Below are 14,127 nucleotides of genomic sequence, written 5' to 3' on the forward strand. Positions count from 1 at the left end.
GTCATTTTCCGCAGGAGCGGCAGCGCTCCTGCGCACTTTATTTGAGGAGACTATCGATGAAGGCCAAACTCGGCATGTCGCCCATCGCCTGGTGGAACGACGACCTTCCTGAACTCAGCGACGACGTTTCGCTGGAAGAATGCCTGCGCCAGTCCCGCAGCGCCGGCTTCACCGGCATGGAACAGGGCCGCCGCTTCCCGAGCAACCCCGAGGAAATGCTGCCGATCCTGCGCGCCGCCGACGTGACGCTCTGCGGCGGCTGGTTTTCCGGCACGCTGGTCAACGAGGAGCTTGCCGCCAACAAGGACCGCATCGCGCCGATGATCGAGCTGTTCAAGGCGGTCAACGCGCCCTGCATCGTCTATGGCGAAGTCGGCCGCTCGATCCAGGGCGACCGCTCGAAGCCGCTTGCGACCAAGCCGCGGCTGGCCGACGACGAGATGAAGGCCTATGCGCGCCGCGTCACCGAATTCGGCGAATGGTGCGCCGATCAGGGCATGCCGCTCTCCTATCACCACCATATGGCGGCCGTCGTCGAGACCGAGCCGGAACTCGATGCCTTCATGAAGAATTCGGGCGCCGGCATTCCGCTGCTGCTCGATGCCGGGCACCTGGCCTTTGCCGGCGGCGACGTGCTGCGCGCCATCGACAAGCACCACGCCCGCATCAACCATGTGCACGTGAAGGATATCCGCAAGGCCGTGGTCGACGGGCTCGACCGCAGCAAACAATCCTTCCTCGACGCGGTGGCGCTCGGCGCCTTTACCGTGCCGGGCGACGGCTCGCTCGATTTCGGCGCCATCGTCCAGCGCTTTGCCGATTACGGTTATGAAGGCTGGTTCGTCGTCGAGGCCGAGCAGGACCCGCGCAAGGCGCCGCCGCAGAAGATGGCCGAGATCGGCCATGCGGAATTGATGCGCGTGATGACGGCGGCCGGTTATACGGTGGAGACCGAAGGTTTCCCGAAGGGGTAAACCTGCCAACAGGAATCGCTGGAGCAAGAAGCCCCCTCATCCGCCCTTCGGGCACCTTCTCCCCGACGGGGAGAAGGAGGCGGCTCGCACCAATTCAGGAGGAGAAACACCAATGCCAAACCTCAAGGTAAAACCCTCCGGCAAGACCGGCCGCGTCACGCATGTGACGCCGGAAAGCGCCGGCTGGACCTATGTCGGCTTCGACCTCTACCGCCTGAAGCCCGGCGAGACGGCTTCGGGGGAAACCGGCGAGCGCGAGATCTGCCTCGTCTGGGTGAGCGGCAAGGGCAAGGCTTCGGCCGGCACGAGGGATTTCGGCACGCTCGGCGAGCGCATGAGCCCCTTCGACGGGGCGCCGCACGCGCTTTATATCCCGATGGAATCAACGTGGTCGGTCACGGCCGAGACCGATCTCGAGCTTGCCGTCTGCTCGGCCCCCGGCGGCGGCACCTACGAGGCCAAGGCCATTCCGCCCGGCACGCATCCGTCGCTGACGCGCGGCAAGGGCACCAACGTGCGCTATGTCAACAATATCATGCCGGAGGACGACAGTTCGGCGCATTCGCTGCTCGTCGTCGAGGTCATCACGCCCGGCGGGCATACGTCTTCCTATCCGCCGCACAAGCACGACCAGGACAATCTTCCGCATGAAAGCATGCTGGAGGAGACCTATTACCACCGCCTCAACCCGCCGCAGGGCTTCGGCTTCCAGCGCGTCTATACCGACGACCGCTCGCTCGACGAGGCGATGGTGGTGGAAGACGGCGACGTGACGCTGGTGCCGAAAGGCTACCACCCCTGCGCGGCGACGCATGGCTACGATCTTTATTATCTCAATGTCATGGCCGGGCCGAAGCGCATCTGGAAATTCCACAATGCGCCCGAGCACGAGTGGCTGCTGAAGGCTTAGGTCAGCTGCGGACAATTCCGGATATCATGAGACCTCGTGAGACTGACGAAAGTATTTAATCGCCTGTTTCCATTAGCGCGCGACTTTGCCCTGACACAAACCTGCTCCGGCAGAATGCTTCAATCTCACCGGGAAAGGCTCTAAAGAATTCGACAGCGCGCAAGGGTGAGCGGTGGTCTTATCATCCTGCCCCGGACGGGGTGCAAACCGGGGGATGACAGGATGAAGAAGACCACATGCTGCGACTGCGGACTCGGGGCGGACGCGATCAGCGTCAAGCTTGGCGGCAAGACCGTCGAGGTCTGCTGAGAGGAATGCGCGCGGGCGCTTGGGGAGGCGGAGGCTGCGAGGGCATCGGCTCCCGCCGCCAAGCATTGAAGGCGAGGCCGCGCCGGCAGAGCGCGGCCTTTCCCTTTCTCGTTTCACGCGGGCAGCAGCCCGTAGCGCCAGCCGAGCCGTTTCGCGTTTCGCGCAAGCACGGCAAGGGCCAGCAGGAACATGCAGGCTTCGGCAAAGACCGGCACCATCCAGATACCCATCTCGCCGAAAGCGTGCGGCAGCAGGAAGGTCAGCGGCAGCGTGAAGAGATAGGCGCGCGACAGGCCGAAGACCGCAGCACGCCTGGCATCGCCGATCGCCTGGAAATAGCCTGACAGCACCACCGTCTGGCCGAACAGGAAATAGGCGCCGACCGTCCAGGGCAGGATGCGCGAGACCTCGGCGATGACGACGGGGTCGGCGACGAAGAGATGGCCGAGGCGGCCTGCCAGCAGTTCCACCGCAATCTCGACGCCGGTGCAATAGACGAGCGCTGCAACGAGCGCGATCTGCAGGCTGCGGCCGACACGCCCGGCAAGCCCGGCACCGTAATTGTTGCCGCAGATCGTCTGGAAGGCGATGTTGAGGCCGAGCAGCGGCAGATAGGCGACGGTCATGACGCGGGTGATGATGCCGTAGGCGCCGACGGTCGCGACGTAATCCCCCTCGCCCCAGAGCGACAGGTTGAAGATGACGGCGGCCGAGCAGAGCGAGATGCCGATGAAACCGAGGCTCATCGGCGCGCCGAGGGCGAGGATCGGCCGCCATTGCGCAAGCGGAAAGCGGGCAGCCGGGCGCAGCGCGTCTTCCTTGCGCCAGCGGAAGGCCAGGACGGCAAGCAGGCAGATCGCCTGCGCCAGCACGGAGCCCAGCGCCGAGCCGGCCACGCCCCATTGCAGGATCGCCATGAAGAACCAGTTGGCGGCGATGTTGAGTGCCGTCGCAGCCAGCATCACCACGGTCATGACGCCGATCCGGCCTTCGCTGCGCAGCGCGTCGATATTGAGCGACAGGAAAAAGGCGACGGGCGCGGCCCCCACCACGATGCCCATGAAGGTACGGGCGTTTTCGGCAACGGCGAGATCGCCTGCCGCCGCATTGTCGACGATGCGCCAGCCGACGGTCCAGTAGATCGCGTTGACGACAAGCACGACGGCAATCGCCAGCGCATGGGCGGCCGCGAAGGTGCGGCGGGCGGCAGCGCGATCGCCGCCGCCGAGCGCGCGGGCGAGAATGCTCGCCATGCCGTTCGAGACGAGCGACTGCAGGGCAACGAGCATCATCAGGCCGGGAAAGATGAGCGTGACGGCCGAAAGCGCGCCGGCGCCCACATAGGCGCCGAGGAAACAGGCGTCCACCACGGCAAACAGGCCGTTGACCGTGGTGATGAGGATGACCGGCATAGCCGTGCGGGCAAAGACCGAAGGCAGCGGGCCGGTCAGGAAGGCATTGGCTTCTGGAGGTGAGGTCATGGGGGGATTCCGGGTGTTGCGGGCAGCGGCAGGCGGTCAGATATCGAGAACGAGGTGCGGCAGGCCGTTGGAGGTCCTGCGCGGCGAGACGCCGTTCTCGTCGATCTGGGCGTGGATGCGCTGGCGGAAGGCCGAAAAGCTTTCGAAGGTCACGACATCGACGGGTTCGTCGAAATGGATGGTGATCCTGTAGAATTCGCTGCCGGCAACGGCCGAAAGCGCCAGAACCTTGCCGGTGAACGGCTGGTTCAGGTAGCGGCCGCTGATATGGGCGCCGACGAAGAGCGGCGACGACGGTTTGTCGTTCGGCCTCGCGGCAAGGGCGGAAAGCGTGTTCCAGTCGCGGGCGCCGTGCTGGCGGGCGACCAGTTCGAGGGCGGCGGCATGGGTGATCTCGCTGCCGCGCTCGGTCATGGCCTGGCGCAGGCGCCTTGCCTGGGCCTTCAGTTCGTCGACCGGCGGATAGGTCATGGTGGTACGAGTCATGGGTTCAGCCTTTCAAAGGCATGCCATTCGACTGTCAGGGGGGCTCGCATTGCCGTCAGTCAGCATGCACGGGGCTGTGACCATGATCGCGAGGGCTTCACCATGGATCTTCATCCGCGAGCGGCCGGCGCCTCGAACCGGCTTCTCTATGCGCGACGACAGACGCCAAGTCAATGGCGGCACAGGTATGGTGAAAAATTGGGCAGATTCTGAACAGTATTGCCCGCGATAAAAGCGTTATGCCGTTCGATTTTGCACAAGCTTTCAATTTTACGGATGGCGTTCAGCAGATGTAAGTATTCATGCGTTAAAGTCCGAGCATACAACAAGCGGAGGCTCACATGGCCTTTCAGATGCACCTCGACACAGAACATCCCAAGCCCGAACAGGCTTACAGGGAATTCAATCTCGACCGGCCGGGCAACATCATCTTCGTCGGCCACCACCTCAGCACGGGCACGCAGGTGCGCTGCCTGATCCGCACCATCACGCTTGCCGGCGCGCTCCTGGAAGTCAGCCCCAGCCTGGACATGCCGCAGCATTTCTTCCTCGAAATCCTCGGCATCCGCGACGAGATCGGCGCGACCGTGGTCAAGCGCGAGGGCGAGTTCGTCACCATCAGCTTCAACATGCTGCTGAACCCGGAATTCCTGCATCACGTCCTGCGGCTGAGCTTCGAAAGCAGCCTCTGACAGCCGCAAAAATGCGGGCCGCAAGACCCGTCGCCCAGGACGAGCCCGGTTTCCCAGGGAAGTTCGACGCCTGTCATCTCATGTCCCCGCTTTCATCGGCGGCAGCCCGCCGCCGGGAAGAAACACCCGGCAAATGAAGGGGTTCGGGAAAATTCCGCACAAGGAGAATCAACGGCGATCCGAACGGCGGGCCGCCGCGTAGAAGGCGGAACGGGAGATGAAAGACGATGAAGACAGTGCTCGCCGCCTATGCCGGTTGCCTTCTCACCCTTGCCGTCGTCGATGCGCTATGGCTCGGCATCGTCGCGCGCAGCTTCTATCGCGACCAGCTGGGGGCGCTGATGCTGCCCGCGCCCAATCTCGGCATTGCTGCGCTCTTCTACCTGTTCTTCGCGGCCGCCGTCGTCATGCTCGCGGTCCTGCCGGGGCTTTCCGGCGGCTCGGCCGGCACGGCGCTTCTTCACGGTGCCGTTTTGGGACTGGCGGCCTACGGCACCTACGACATCACCAACCTGTCGACACTGAAAAGCTGGCCGCTCGCCATGAGCCTGGTGGACATGGCCTGGGGCACTTTCCTGACGGCGCTCTCGGCGGCCGGAGGCTACGGCGCGGCACGGTTGCTGGCCTGAGCGGCGGGACGTTTTTTCCCAGGAGGGCACAATAGATGTGCCGCTAACGCACAAATTTCAAACTCGTTAAAATGGTAATTTTATATTTGACGAATGTGAAAAACATTCGTGTGAGCCTCTTCCCGTACAGCCCGAAAATTAGAATTGTCTGACGGAGAATGCACAATGGAAATGCTCCGCGCAACGCACCTCGCCACGGTGAAGTCGGCTGTCTACGACATTCGCTGGGAGGAGTTCAACGTCAAGCGGCCGGCCCGTATCGTGGCCGTTCGCCCCTGTCTGACCGGGATTTCGATGCGCAGCGCCGAAATCCTCGACATTTCACAAGGCGGCGCGACCTTCGTCGTATCGACCACGGCCGGCCTGCCCAAACATTATTACCTGAACATTCTCGGCCTCGCCTACCGCATCGGCTGCGCCGAGATCTACCGCCACCACGAACGCATCGGCGTGCGCTTCATCAACCTGATCGAGCCGGACGTTCTACGCAAGGTTGTGCGCGCCGATTTCATGATCGGCAATACGGAAGCGATCGACGCGCGCCGCAACGGCAGCCGCGTCTGAACCGGGCCGAAGGGGAAATAATCTTGCTTGCCTTGGCAAGGCGAGAGCCTATTGTTGCGCCGCTTTTTCAACAGTTTCGGGAAATTGCCGTCGCATGTCTGCCTTCTCGCGCTTCACGCCGCTTGCCAGCGCCCTGCCCTCCACCGTTCCCTTCGTCGGCCCCGAGGCCATCGAGCGCCAGCGCGGCCTGAAGGTCGAAGCGCGCATCGGCGCCAATGAAAACGGCTTCGGCCCGGCTCCTTCGGTCATCGCCGCCATGCGCGAGCAGGCGGGCGACATCTGGAAATACAACGACCCGGAAAATTTTGCCCTGCGCGAGGCGCTTGCCGCCCATCTTGGCGTGACGCCGGCCAATATCGCCATCGGCGGCGGCATCGACGAGCTGCTCGGGCAGATCGTGCGGCTGGTGATCGAGCCCGGCGGCGCCGTGGTCACGTCCTTCGGCGCCTATCCGACCTTCAATTTCCATGTGAACGGTTTCGGCGGCCGGCTGGTGACGGTTCCCTATGCCGGCGACCGGGAGGATCTCGACGCGCTGCTCGATGCCGTCAGGCGCGAGAACGCGCCGCTCGTCTATTTCGCCAATCCCGACAATCCGATGGGCAGCTGGTGGGATGCGGACAGGATCGTCGCCTTCGCGCGCGCCCTGCCGGAAACCTGCCTGATGATCCTCGACGAGGCCTATAGCGAGACGGGGCCGGCCTCGGCGCTGCCGTCGATCGCCTCGCTGATCGACCTGCCGAACATCGTGCGCACCCGCACCTTCTCCAAGGCCTACGGGCTTGCCGGCGCCCGCGTCGGCTATGCCATCTCGACGGCAGGCACGGCGCAGGCCTTCGACAAGATCCGCAACCATTTCGGCATGAACCGGCTGGCGACGGCCGCTGCGCTCGCGGCGCTGAAGGACCAGGCCTATCTTTCCGAAGTGATCGGCAAAATCCACGCCGCGCGCGACAGGATTGCCGGCATTGCCAGGGCCAACGGCCTGCAGCCGCTCGCCTCCGCCACCAATTTCGTGGCGGTCGATGCCGGGCGCGACGGCACCCATGCGCGCGCCATCGTCGACGGGCTGATGGAACACGGCGTCTTCATCCGCATGCCGGGGGTGGCCCCGCTCAACCGCTGCATCCGCATCAGCGTCGGGCCGGAAGCCGACATGGCGCGGCTGGAGGAAGCGCTGCCGCAGGTTCTGAAGAAAATCGGGTAAACCGCGGCCGGCGGGAGGGCGCCGGTCGCGGTTTCGTTCTCCCGGCGTCGGCCCCGTCCAAAGCGCCCCGCCAGCTCCCCTCTTTTGAGGTTGTTATCGGTCAATCGTCCCGTTGGAGACGGTTCTCAAGAGGCGTCGCGATCCTGCGGATCGCGCACGCTTTTTAGTGGATCGTCATCCATTCGCGGGCGGCGCGCAGCGCTTCGGCCAGCTGCATCTTGCTCATCGAAGCGGCGACATCGGCGCGCAGCTCGGCGGCGCGGTCGTTGCCCTTGATCGCGGCGATGTTCAGCCACTTGTGGGCGGCGACGAGATCGATCTCGCAACCGCGGCCGGTCGCATACATCAGACCCATTTCGCAGAAGACATCGGCGCTGTTGTTGTCGCCACCCATGGTGGCCATTTCAGCATTGTGCATTTCAAAGCGTGCCATCGGTTCTATCCCTGTTAGCCTGTTCAAGACGTACCCTGTTTTACCTTCGGGCCCTGCCATCTTCTGCGGCTTGCGGCCTTTCCGGTCCGGCGGGTTTGCCCCGCTCGTTTGATGGGTTCACTATGCCAAACCGCTTTCAAAAAACGCCTAAAATGCATGATTAATTTGACGCAAACAAAGTGCAAATGCTTGGTAAACTTGGGTTTTTGTTAAACATCGGAATCCTTGCGAATTAAGGATTTCAGCTAACCTTTTACGAAAAATTCAGATCTGGAAATTAAGGATCCGTTTACCGTGAAATCAGCAGCGACCGGACGATCCGCAGAAAAAACGCCGGGCGAAAGCCGGTTTTCAGGTCCTCCCCGCAGCATATTTACCTTTACGTTCGCGTCAGTTATTTTCGCGCCATTCCCTATCTCAAGGAGGAAGAGATGATCCGTACCCTCGTTCTCGCCGGCGCGCTGGCACTGGTGGCGGGCCTTGCGCAGGCCGACGAGCCGATCGTCGGCAACTGGAAGACGCGGGCCGGCGACACGGCGGCGATCGCGCCCTGCGGCGGCGCCTACTGCATCACGCTGAAGACGGGCAAATATGCGGGCAAGAAGATCGGCACCCTGTCCGGCGCCGGCGGCAGCTATAGCGGCGAGATCACCGATCCCGTCGACGACAAGACCTATAGCGGCTCGGGCAGCATTTCCGGCAAGTCGCTGAGGATGCAGGGCTGCGTGATGAAGGTCTTCTGCAAATCGCAGACATGGACGCGCCTCTGAGGCTTTTCCGGCAAACCGGGCCGGCTTTGAGAAGCTTAGCCGGCCTTCGAAACTGAATGCAAAATGAACCGCCGTCTCAGCACCCGTTCAGCCACGTCATGGCACAACAGCACCATGAAGGGCGCATATCGGGTAAGGACATGGACGTGTTCATTCTGGCGAGACGGTTTACGATCATAACGCTGTTTGCGGCGATCTTCGCGATTTCGTTTTCGGCGGTCGTCGTGCGCAACGGCAGCGGCGGCGGCGCGCAGCAATCGCATTTCGGTGCCAACTATACCTGCCTGGAGACCCGCGGCGGCTATTGCACTGCCATCCGCTGAGAGCTGGGGGCAGATCGGAAAAATATCTGGGTCTCAGCCTTCGCGCGTCGTTTGCTTGTTAAAAACAACCCTCTATAATGCGCCATGAGCAAACGAATCTATCCCCTGTCCGCTTTCGACATCTCGTCCCCTCCCCCTTTCGAGCCGCAAACATTCGATGACCCGGCAAGGGCCGTCGAAGCGCTGACGGCGCTTTACGAGCGCAACACGTCCTTCCTGATCGACAGCTTCACCAAGCTCGCCCAGGGGGCGCCCGTCACCTCGCGCTACCGCGCCTATTACCCGCAGGTCAGCATCGAGACGACCAGCTTCGGCCATGTCGATTCCCGCCTGTCCTACGGCCATGTGACGGCGCCGGGCGTCTATACGACGACGGTGACGCGGCCGAAGCTCTTCAAGCATTACCTGAAGGAGCAGCTTTCGCTGCTGATGAAGAGCCATAACGTGCCTGTCATCGTGTCGGAATCCGCAACGCCGATCCCGCTGCATTTCGCGTTCGGCGAAGGCGCGCATGTGGAAGCCTCGGCCGCGGCTTTCGTCGATATCCCGCTGCGCGACCTGTTCGACACGCCGGACCTGAACACGACCGACGACGAGATCGCCAACGGCGAATACCTGCCGCCGCCGGGCGAGCCCTCGCCGCTGGCGCCGTTCACCGCCCAGCGCATCGACTATTCGCTCGCCCGCCTGGCGCACTATACGGCGACCGGGGCGGAGCATTTCCAGAACTTCGTGCTGTTTACGAACTACCAGTTCTATATCGACGAGTTCTGCGCCTGGGCGCGCAAGCTGATGGCCGACGGCGGCGACGGTTATACGGCCTTCGTGGAGCCCGGCAATATCGTCACGCTGGCCGGTTCCAGCGTTCCGGAAACGGATGCGCCGCACGCCCGCCTGCCGCAGATGCCGGCCTATCACCTCAAGAAGAAGGGGCATGCCGGGATCACCATGATCAATATCGGCGTCGGCCCCTCCAACGCCAAGACGATCACCGACCATGTGGCCGTGCTTCGCCCGCATGCCTGGCTGATGCTCGGCCATTGCGCCGGGCTGCGCAACAGCCAGCGCCTCGGCGATTACGTGCTGGCGCATGCCTATATGCGCGAGGACCATGTGCTGGATGACGACCTGCCGGTCTGGGTGCCGATCCCGGCGCTCGCCGAAGTGCAGGTGGCGCTCGAGGCTGCCGTTGCCGAGATCACCGGTTACGAGGGCTTCGAGCTGAAGCGCATCATGCGCACCGGCACGGTCGGCACGATCGACAACCGCAACTGGGAACTGCGCGATCAGGCCGGCCCGGTAAAACGCCTATCGCAGGCTCGCGCGATTGCGCTCGACATGGAATCGGCCACGATCGCCGCCAACGGCTTCCGCTTCCGCGTGCCCTACGGAACGCTGCTCTGCGTGTCCGACAAGCCGCTGCACGGCGAGTTGAAGCTGCCGGGCATGGCGACCGCCTTCTACCGCACGCAGGTGAACCAGCACCTGCAGATCGGCATAAGGGCAATCCAGAAGCTTGCCGCCATGCCGCCGGAAGCGCTGCATTCGCGCAAGCTGCGCAGCTTCTTCGAAACGGCGTTCCAGTAACATACCGGGGCAGCCCGCCCCGCGGCCGGGCTGTCCGCCATTCTCAGGCGCCTGCCGCCACCCGCAGCGCCCCGACAAGGCCGGCGAAAGCGGCCAGTGCGATCGCGGTCCTCACCAGCACTTTGACGACCTCGGCGTTTTCCAGCGGCGGCACCTTGCCGGCGCCGCGCGAGACGATCAGGTGGGCGATCGCGATTTCAAGCATGCTCATTGCTCCATCTCCTTGATGTTTCCGATGGAGCCTTGTCGAGTGCCGCCACGGCCGTTCGACATTGCGGCCGCTCAAAAGATATTTTTCCTCCCTGTCGAAAAGCGCATAGGCTGTTCGTCTCTACAGCATCGGCCCGACAGTCGATCCCGATTTTCGCAAAGGCCGATGCGTAAATTCCGAGAATTGGAGTGTGGAGGACAAGGGATGAAGTACCTATGCCAGGTCTGGTTCGACGGTGCGATGCTGTCGGCCATGTCGCAGCAGGAGAAGGAAAAGCTCGACCGGGATTCGCTCGCCTATGACCGCGATCTGGCCGAGAGCGGCCACATGATCGTCGCCCAGGCGCTGCAATCGCCGCTGTCGGCGGTCACGGTGCGGGTGCGCGGCGGCGAGATGTCGGTCACGGACGGCCCCTTCATCGAGACGAAGGAAGCGCTCGGCGGCTTCATCCTGATCGACGCCAAGGACCTCAACGACGCGATCCGCGTTGCGGCCGGCATTCCGCTGGCCAGGCTCGGCGCGATCGAGGTTCGCCCCATCCACGAATTCGGCTGAGGAGGTCACGCCATGAAGTTTCTGGGCCAGGTCTGGTTCGATACCGAGAAGAGCAGCAGGGTCAGCGAGGAGGAATGGGCCGAGGTCACGCAGGAATGTATCGTCAGCGACGACCGCTGGCGCGACAGCGGCCATTTGCTGAGCGCGCTGGCGCTCTACGAGCCGGAACGGGCCGTGACGCTGCGCGTGCGCAACGGCGCGGTCGCCGCAACCGACGGTCCCTTCGCCGAAATCAAGGAACATCTTGGCGGCTTCGTGGTGATCGAGGCCGGCGACATGGAGGAGGCGAAGGCGATCGTCTCCACCTTCCCGATCCTCAAATATGCCTCGATCGAGATCCGCCCCGCCTATTCGATCAAGGACGGGAGGTAGCCATGCGCTTCGTCTGCCTCATCTACAATAGCGCCGATACGGACGGCACGCTGAGCCAGGCCGAGGGCGACGAACTCGTCAGGGCGCATTTCCGCTATGACGAGGAGCTGCAGCGCAAGGGAATCATGATCCATTCCGATGCCTTGGAAGGCCCCGACAGGGCCTGCGTGCTGCGGGTGCGCGACGGCATTGTCTCCTCGACCGACGGCCCCTATGTCGAGACCAAGGAACATCTGGCCGGCATCTACGTGATCGAGGCGGCCGATCCGGATGAGGCGCGCAAGGTGGTTGCGGGCATTCCGAGCGCCCGCGTCGGCGCGATCGAATTGCGGCCGGTGAGACTGCTCACCCTGCCGCAGTAAGGGTTCGGCTGTGGAACGGGCGATCGAGGACATCTACCGGCAGCATTCGCGCCGGGTGCTGGCGACGCTGATCCGCCTGCTCGGCGATTTCGACCGGGCGGAGGAAGCGCTGCACGACGCCTTTGCGGCGGCGGCGCGGACATGGCCGGTAGACGGCCTGCCCGGCAATCCCGTCGCCTGGCTGGTTTCGACCGGCCGCTTCAAGGCGATCGACCATATCCGGCGGCGGGCGCGCTTTGCCGCCTCGCTGCAGCATATCGAAGACAGCCTCTACCCCGACGGCACGGAAACGGAAATCGCCGACATGGAACCGATCGAGGACGACATGCTGCGGCTGATCTTCATCTGCTGCCATCCGGCCCTTGCCGCCGATGCGCAGATGGCGATGGCGCTGCGCCAAGTGTGCGGATTGACGACGGAAGAGATCGCGCATGCCTTCCTGGTGCCGGCGCCGACCGTCGCCCAGCGCATCGTGCGCGCCAAGAACCGCCTCAGGGCCGAGAAGATCCCTTACGAAGTGCCGGCCGGGGCGGAGCTGCCTGAAAGGCTCGACCGCGTGCTGCATGTCATCTACCTCGTCTTCAACGAGGGCTATTCGGCATCCTCGGGCAAGGCGGTCGTGCGCGCCGACCTGACGGCCGAGGCGATCCGGCTGGCGCGGCTATTGGCAGGGCTGCTGCCGCATCCGGACGTGGCGGGCCTTCTGTCGCTGCTGCTCCTGCAGGATTCGCGCCGCGCCGCACGGCAGGATGGCGAGGGCGCGCTGGTGCTGCTTGCCGATCAGGATCGCTCGCGATGGGACCGCGGCAAGATCGCCGAGGGGCTGGCGCTGCTGGCAGGGGCCATGCGCACGCCCGAGATCGGCCTCTATACGGTTCAGGCGGCGATTGCGGCCGAACATGCCAGGACCGGCAGCATCGAGGAAACGGACTGGCGGCGCATCGCCTTCTATTACGACCTGCTGATTGCCGCCCACCCTTCCGATATAACCGAACTCAACCGCGCCGTGGCGATCGCCATGGCGGACGGGCCGGAAAAGGGACTGGCGCTTGTCGATGCCGTCATCGCCAGGGGGGACCTGAAGACCTATCACCTCGCCCATTCGGCGCGGGCCGATTTTCTGCGCCGGCTCGGGCGCCGGGCCGAAGCGATACAGGCTTACGAGACGGCGCTGGCATTCTGCCGGCAGGAGCCGGAACAGGCGTTTCTGCGCAAGCGCATCCTGGAGCTTACGACCTGACCCTGCCGCGACGGCCGAGCGGCAGCGAGATGGCGGTGCCGGTCAGCGCGGAGACGATGATGAGCAGGTGGGCGTTGACGCTTGCCTGGGCCAGCGCATCGAGTGCCGCCCGTTCGCTCGACGCACCGAAGGCAATGGCGCCGGCGGTGATGCCGGCCGGATAGGTGCCGACGCCGCCCGGCGCATGGACCGGCAGCACCGAGGACAGTTCGCCGCCGAGCGCGCCGCCGAAACTGGCCGCCATCGGCATGACGCCCATCAGGCCGAGCGCCCAGGCGAGCACCAGCACCTTCACCAGCCAGTTGACGATGGTCATCGCCCAGGCGCGGGCGAAGGCGACGGCGTCGAACGGCAGGCCGTTTTCGATTTCATGGAGCAGCGCCTGCGCCTTGCGCGGCAGAAGCCTTGCGCCGAGGCCGAGCAGCGGCTTGCGGGCGGCAAAGGCGAAGACCGGCAGGAACAGGAAAAGGACCCAGACCAGCCAGGCAAGGGCGGCGTTCGGGGCAGCCACGGCAAAACCGAGGCCGGCTGCCGCCAGCAGCGCATGCAGGTCGAGAAGCCGCATGACCAGCAGGGCGGAGGTGCCGCGGGTCAGCGGAATGGCGAATTCCGTGCGCATCAGCACCGGAAAGCTGGTCTCGCCGGCGCGGAAGGGCAGCATGATGTTCAGGAGGTTATGGATCTGGGTGACGCGGAACAGCGTTGCGAAACGGCCGGCCGTCTCGCGCGGGAAATAATCGTAGATGCGCCATGTACGCAGGAAATAGGTGCTGGTGAGAAGGACCAGCGCGCCGATGACCGGACGCGGGCCGACGGCGGCCCATTGTTGCAATATGACCGACCAGCCCCAGAACCATTCGATGAACAGCGCATAGGCTGCGACGATCGCGATCGTCATCAGGCTCATGCGATTCCGCAGAAACCAGGATTGCCCGCTTTCAACGCTCGGGGTCTTCATGTATCAGGCTTCCTAAGTTTGGCTGCGGCTGGTTTCCATCGGGTCTTCCGTCGCTCGGCCTTTT

At 63.9% G+C, this 14,127-nt stretch carries 18 protein-coding genes; 13 read left to right on the forward strand and 5 right to left on the reverse strand.

From position 1 onward, the window contains the following. Positions 1 to 56: 56 nt before the first annotated feature. Both iolE and iolB read left to right on the forward strand, forming a co-directional pair. Complete coding sequence (gene iolE, locus ACU8HS_RS02930; RefSeq protein WP_112567262.1) at positions 57 to 974, forward strand: myo-inosose-2 dehydratase; 918 nt, start codon at positions 57 to 59, stop codon at positions 972 to 974. A 112-nt stretch (positions 975 to 1,086) separates the two neighbouring features. Continuing rightward, positions 1,087 to 1,884 (forward strand): 5-deoxy-glucuronate isomerase, encoded by a 798-nt coding sequence (gene iolB / locus ACU8HS_RS02935; protein WP_447015369.1) that lies wholly within the window; start codon positions 1,087 to 1,089, stop codon positions 1,882 to 1,884. Between the two features lie 422 nt (positions 1,885 to 2,306). Here the strand turns inward: iolB and ACU8HS_RS02940 are convergent, their stop codons facing one another. Both ACU8HS_RS02940 and ACU8HS_RS02945 read right to left on the reverse strand, forming a co-directional pair. Beyond that, on the reverse strand, positions 2,307 to 3,674 hold the full coding sequence (locus tag ACU8HS_RS02940; protein WP_447015370.1) for an MATE family efflux transporter: 1,368 nt from the start codon (positions 3,672 to 3,674) through the stop codon (positions 2,307 to 2,309). A gap of 36 nt (positions 3,675 to 3,710) precedes the next feature. Next, entirely contained in the window at positions 3,711 to 4,160 is a 450-nt protein-coding gene (locus ACU8HS_RS02945; RefSeq protein ID WP_112567269.1) for a glyoxalase superfamily protein, read from the reverse strand. Between the two features lie 353 nt (positions 4,161 to 4,513). Between ACU8HS_RS02945 and ACU8HS_RS02950 the strand changes: the two genes are divergently transcribed. The 4 genes from ACU8HS_RS02950 (at position 4,514) to ACU8HS_RS02965 (ending at position 7,252) form a co-directional block, all read left to right on the forward strand. Beyond that, positions 4,514 to 4,852, forward strand: coding sequence for a hypothetical protein (locus ACU8HS_RS02950; RefSeq protein ID WP_112567374.1), 339 nt, complete (start codon positions 4,514 to 4,516; stop codon positions 4,850 to 4,852). Between the two features lie 227 nt (positions 4,853 to 5,079). Further along, positions 5,080 to 5,481 (forward strand): DUF2177 family protein, encoded by a 402-nt coding sequence (locus ACU8HS_RS02955; RefSeq protein WP_447015371.1) that lies wholly within the window; start codon positions 5,080 to 5,082, stop codon positions 5,479 to 5,481. A gap of 165 nt (positions 5,482 to 5,646) precedes the next feature. Next, positions 5,647 to 6,045: a PilZ domain-containing protein gene (locus ACU8HS_RS02960; protein ID WP_112567274.1), complete on the forward strand. Its 399-nt coding sequence runs from the start codon at positions 5,647 to 5,649 to the stop codon at positions 6,043 to 6,045. 94 nt (positions 6,046 to 6,139) lie between these two features. Next, positions 6,140 to 7,252, forward strand: coding sequence for a pyridoxal phosphate-dependent aminotransferase (locus ACU8HS_RS02965; RefSeq protein WP_112567277.1), 1,113 nt, complete (start codon positions 6,140 to 6,142; stop codon positions 7,250 to 7,252). A 163-nt stretch (positions 7,253 to 7,415) separates the two neighbouring features. Here ACU8HS_RS02965 and ACU8HS_RS02970 read toward each other — a convergent pair whose 3' ends face one another. Continuing rightward, the gene (locus ACU8HS_RS02970) at positions 7,416 to 7,685 is read right to left on the reverse strand and encodes an SEL1-like repeat protein (RefSeq protein WP_112567279.1); all 270 of its coding nucleotides are present in this window, start codon (positions 7,683 to 7,685) and stop codon (positions 7,416 to 7,418) included. 431 nt (positions 7,686 to 8,116) lie between these two features. On the opposite strand from ACU8HS_RS02970, the gene ACU8HS_RS02975 reads away from it, so the two are divergent. The 3 genes from ACU8HS_RS02975 to ACU8HS_RS02985 all read left to right on the forward strand — a co-directional run bounded on the left by ACU8HS_RS02975 (position 8,117) and on the right by ACU8HS_RS02985 (position 10,365). Continuing rightward, positions 8,117 to 8,455, forward strand: a complete 339-nt coding sequence (locus tag ACU8HS_RS02975) for a DUF2147 domain-containing protein (RefSeq protein ID WP_112754596.1) — start codon at positions 8,117 to 8,119, stop codon at positions 8,453 to 8,455. Between the two features lie 140 nt (positions 8,456 to 8,595). Next, the gene (locus tag ACU8HS_RS02980) at positions 8,596 to 8,778 is read left to right on the forward strand and encodes a hypothetical protein (RefSeq protein ID WP_112567285.1); all 183 of its coding nucleotides are present in this window, start codon (positions 8,596 to 8,598) and stop codon (positions 8,776 to 8,778) included. Positions 8,779 to 8,862: 84 nt separating this feature from the next. Continuing rightward, positions 8,863 to 10,365, forward strand: coding sequence for an AMP nucleosidase (locus ACU8HS_RS02985; RefSeq protein ID WP_112567288.1), 1,503 nt, complete (start codon positions 8,863 to 8,865; stop codon positions 10,363 to 10,365). 43 nt (positions 10,366 to 10,408) lie between these two features. On the opposite strand, the gene ACU8HS_RS02990 is transcribed toward ACU8HS_RS02985, so the two are convergent. Continuing rightward, the gene (locus ACU8HS_RS02990; RefSeq protein ID WP_447015372.1) at positions 10,409 to 10,576 is read right to left on the reverse strand and encodes a hypothetical protein; all 168 of its coding nucleotides are present in this window, start codon (positions 10,574 to 10,576) and stop codon (positions 10,409 to 10,411) included. Between the two features lie 204 nt (positions 10,577 to 10,780). On the opposite strand from ACU8HS_RS02990, the gene ACU8HS_RS02995 reads away from it, so the two are divergent. From ACU8HS_RS02995 to ACU8HS_RS03010, 4 genes are read left to right on the forward strand one after another with little or no spacing between them, the layout of a single operon-like run. Then, positions 10,781 to 11,131: a YciI family protein gene (locus ACU8HS_RS02995; protein ID WP_112755658.1), complete on the forward strand. Its 351-nt coding sequence runs from the start codon at positions 10,781 to 10,783 to the stop codon at positions 11,129 to 11,131. A gap of 12 nt (positions 11,132 to 11,143) precedes the next feature. Next, positions 11,144 to 11,503, forward strand: coding sequence for a YciI family protein (locus ACU8HS_RS03000; protein WP_112754311.1), 360 nt, complete (start codon positions 11,144 to 11,146; stop codon positions 11,501 to 11,503). A 2-nt stretch (positions 11,504 to 11,505) separates the two neighbouring features. Then, positions 11,506 to 11,865 carry a YciI family protein gene (locus ACU8HS_RS03005; RefSeq protein WP_112754309.1) on the forward strand — a complete coding sequence of 120 codons (360 nt, stop codon included), beginning with the start codon at positions 11,506 to 11,508 and terminating at the stop codon, positions 11,863 to 11,865. 10 nt (positions 11,866 to 11,875) lie between these two features. Beyond that, a complete protein-coding gene (locus ACU8HS_RS03010; protein WP_447015373.1) occupies positions 11,876 to 13,105 on the forward strand; it encodes an RNA polymerase sigma factor in 1,230 nt (409 codons plus the stop codon). Here ACU8HS_RS03010 and ACU8HS_RS03015 read toward each other — a convergent pair. Continuing rightward, positions 13,095 to 14,063, reverse strand: a complete 969-nt coding sequence (locus ACU8HS_RS03015; protein ID WP_112705035.1) for a lysylphosphatidylglycerol synthase domain-containing protein — start codon at positions 14,061 to 14,063, stop codon at positions 13,095 to 13,097. The two genes, ACU8HS_RS03010 and ACU8HS_RS03015, sit on opposite strands and share 11 nt — an antisense overlap. Positions 14,064 to 14,127 lie beyond the last annotated feature (64 nt).

It is taken from the genome of Rhizobium sp. KDH_Rht_773_N (assembly GCF_052946295.1).

Excerpts from the sequence above, each read along its gene's own strand:
- ACU8HS_RS02985 (WP_112567288.1), top strand. The coding sequence starts at position 8,863 with ATGAGCAAACGAATCTATCCCCTGTCCGCTTTCGACATCTCGTCCCCT.
- ACU8HS_RS03000 (WP_112754311.1), top strand. The coding sequence starts at position 11,144 with ATGAAGTTTCTGGGCCAGGTCTGGTTCGATACCGAGAAGAGCAGCAGG.
- iolB (WP_447015369.1), top strand. The coding sequence starts at position 1,087 with ATGCCAAACCTCAAGGTAAAACCCTCCGGCAAGACCGGCCGCGTCACG.
- iolE (WP_112567262.1), top strand. The coding sequence starts at position 57 with ATGAAGGCCAAACTCGGCATGTCGCCCATCGCCTGGTGGAACGACGAC.
- ACU8HS_RS02995 (WP_112755658.1), top strand. The coding sequence starts at position 10,781 with ATGAAGTACCTATGCCAGGTCTGGTTCGACGGTGCGATGCTGTCGGCC.
- ACU8HS_RS03015 (WP_112705035.1), bottom strand. The coding sequence starts at position 14,063 with ATGAAGACCCCGAGCGTTGAAAGCGGGCAATCCTGGTTTCTGCGGAAT.
- ACU8HS_RS02990 (WP_447015372.1), bottom strand. The coding sequence starts at position 10,576 with ATGAGCATGCTTGAAATCGCGATCGCCCACCTGATCGTCTCGCGCGGC.
- ACU8HS_RS02975 (WP_112754596.1), top strand. The coding sequence starts at position 8,117 with ATGATCCGTACCCTCGTTCTCGCCGGCGCGCTGGCACTGGTGGCGGGC.
- ACU8HS_RS02945 (WP_112567269.1), bottom strand. The coding sequence starts at position 4,160 with ATGACTCGTACCACCATGACCTATCCGCCGGTCGACGAACTGAAGGCC.
- ACU8HS_RS02950 (WP_112567374.1), top strand. The coding sequence starts at position 4,514 with ATGCACCTCGACACAGAACATCCCAAGCCCGAACAGGCTTACAGGGAA.
- ACU8HS_RS02970 (WP_112567279.1), bottom strand. The coding sequence starts at position 7,685 with ATGGCACGCTTTGAAATGCACAATGCTGAAATGGCCACCATGGGTGGC.
- ACU8HS_RS02965 (WP_112567277.1), top strand. The coding sequence starts at position 6,140 with ATGTCTGCCTTCTCGCGCTTCACGCCGCTTGCCAGCGCCCTGCCCTCC.
- ACU8HS_RS02940 (WP_447015370.1), bottom strand. The coding sequence starts at position 3,674 with ATGACCTCACCTCCAGAAGCCAATGCCTTCCTGACCGGCCCGCTGCCT.
- ACU8HS_RS03005 (WP_112754309.1), top strand. The coding sequence starts at position 11,506 with ATGCGCTTCGTCTGCCTCATCTACAATAGCGCCGATACGGACGGCACG.
- ACU8HS_RS02960 (WP_112567274.1), top strand. The coding sequence starts at position 5,647 with ATGGAAATGCTCCGCGCAACGCACCTCGCCACGGTGAAGTCGGCTGTC.
- ACU8HS_RS02955 (WP_447015371.1), top strand. The coding sequence starts at position 5,080 with ATGAAGACAGTGCTCGCCGCCTATGCCGGTTGCCTTCTCACCCTTGCC.
- ACU8HS_RS02980 (WP_112567285.1), top strand. The coding sequence starts at position 8,596 with ATGGACGTGTTCATTCTGGCGAGACGGTTTACGATCATAACGCTGTTT.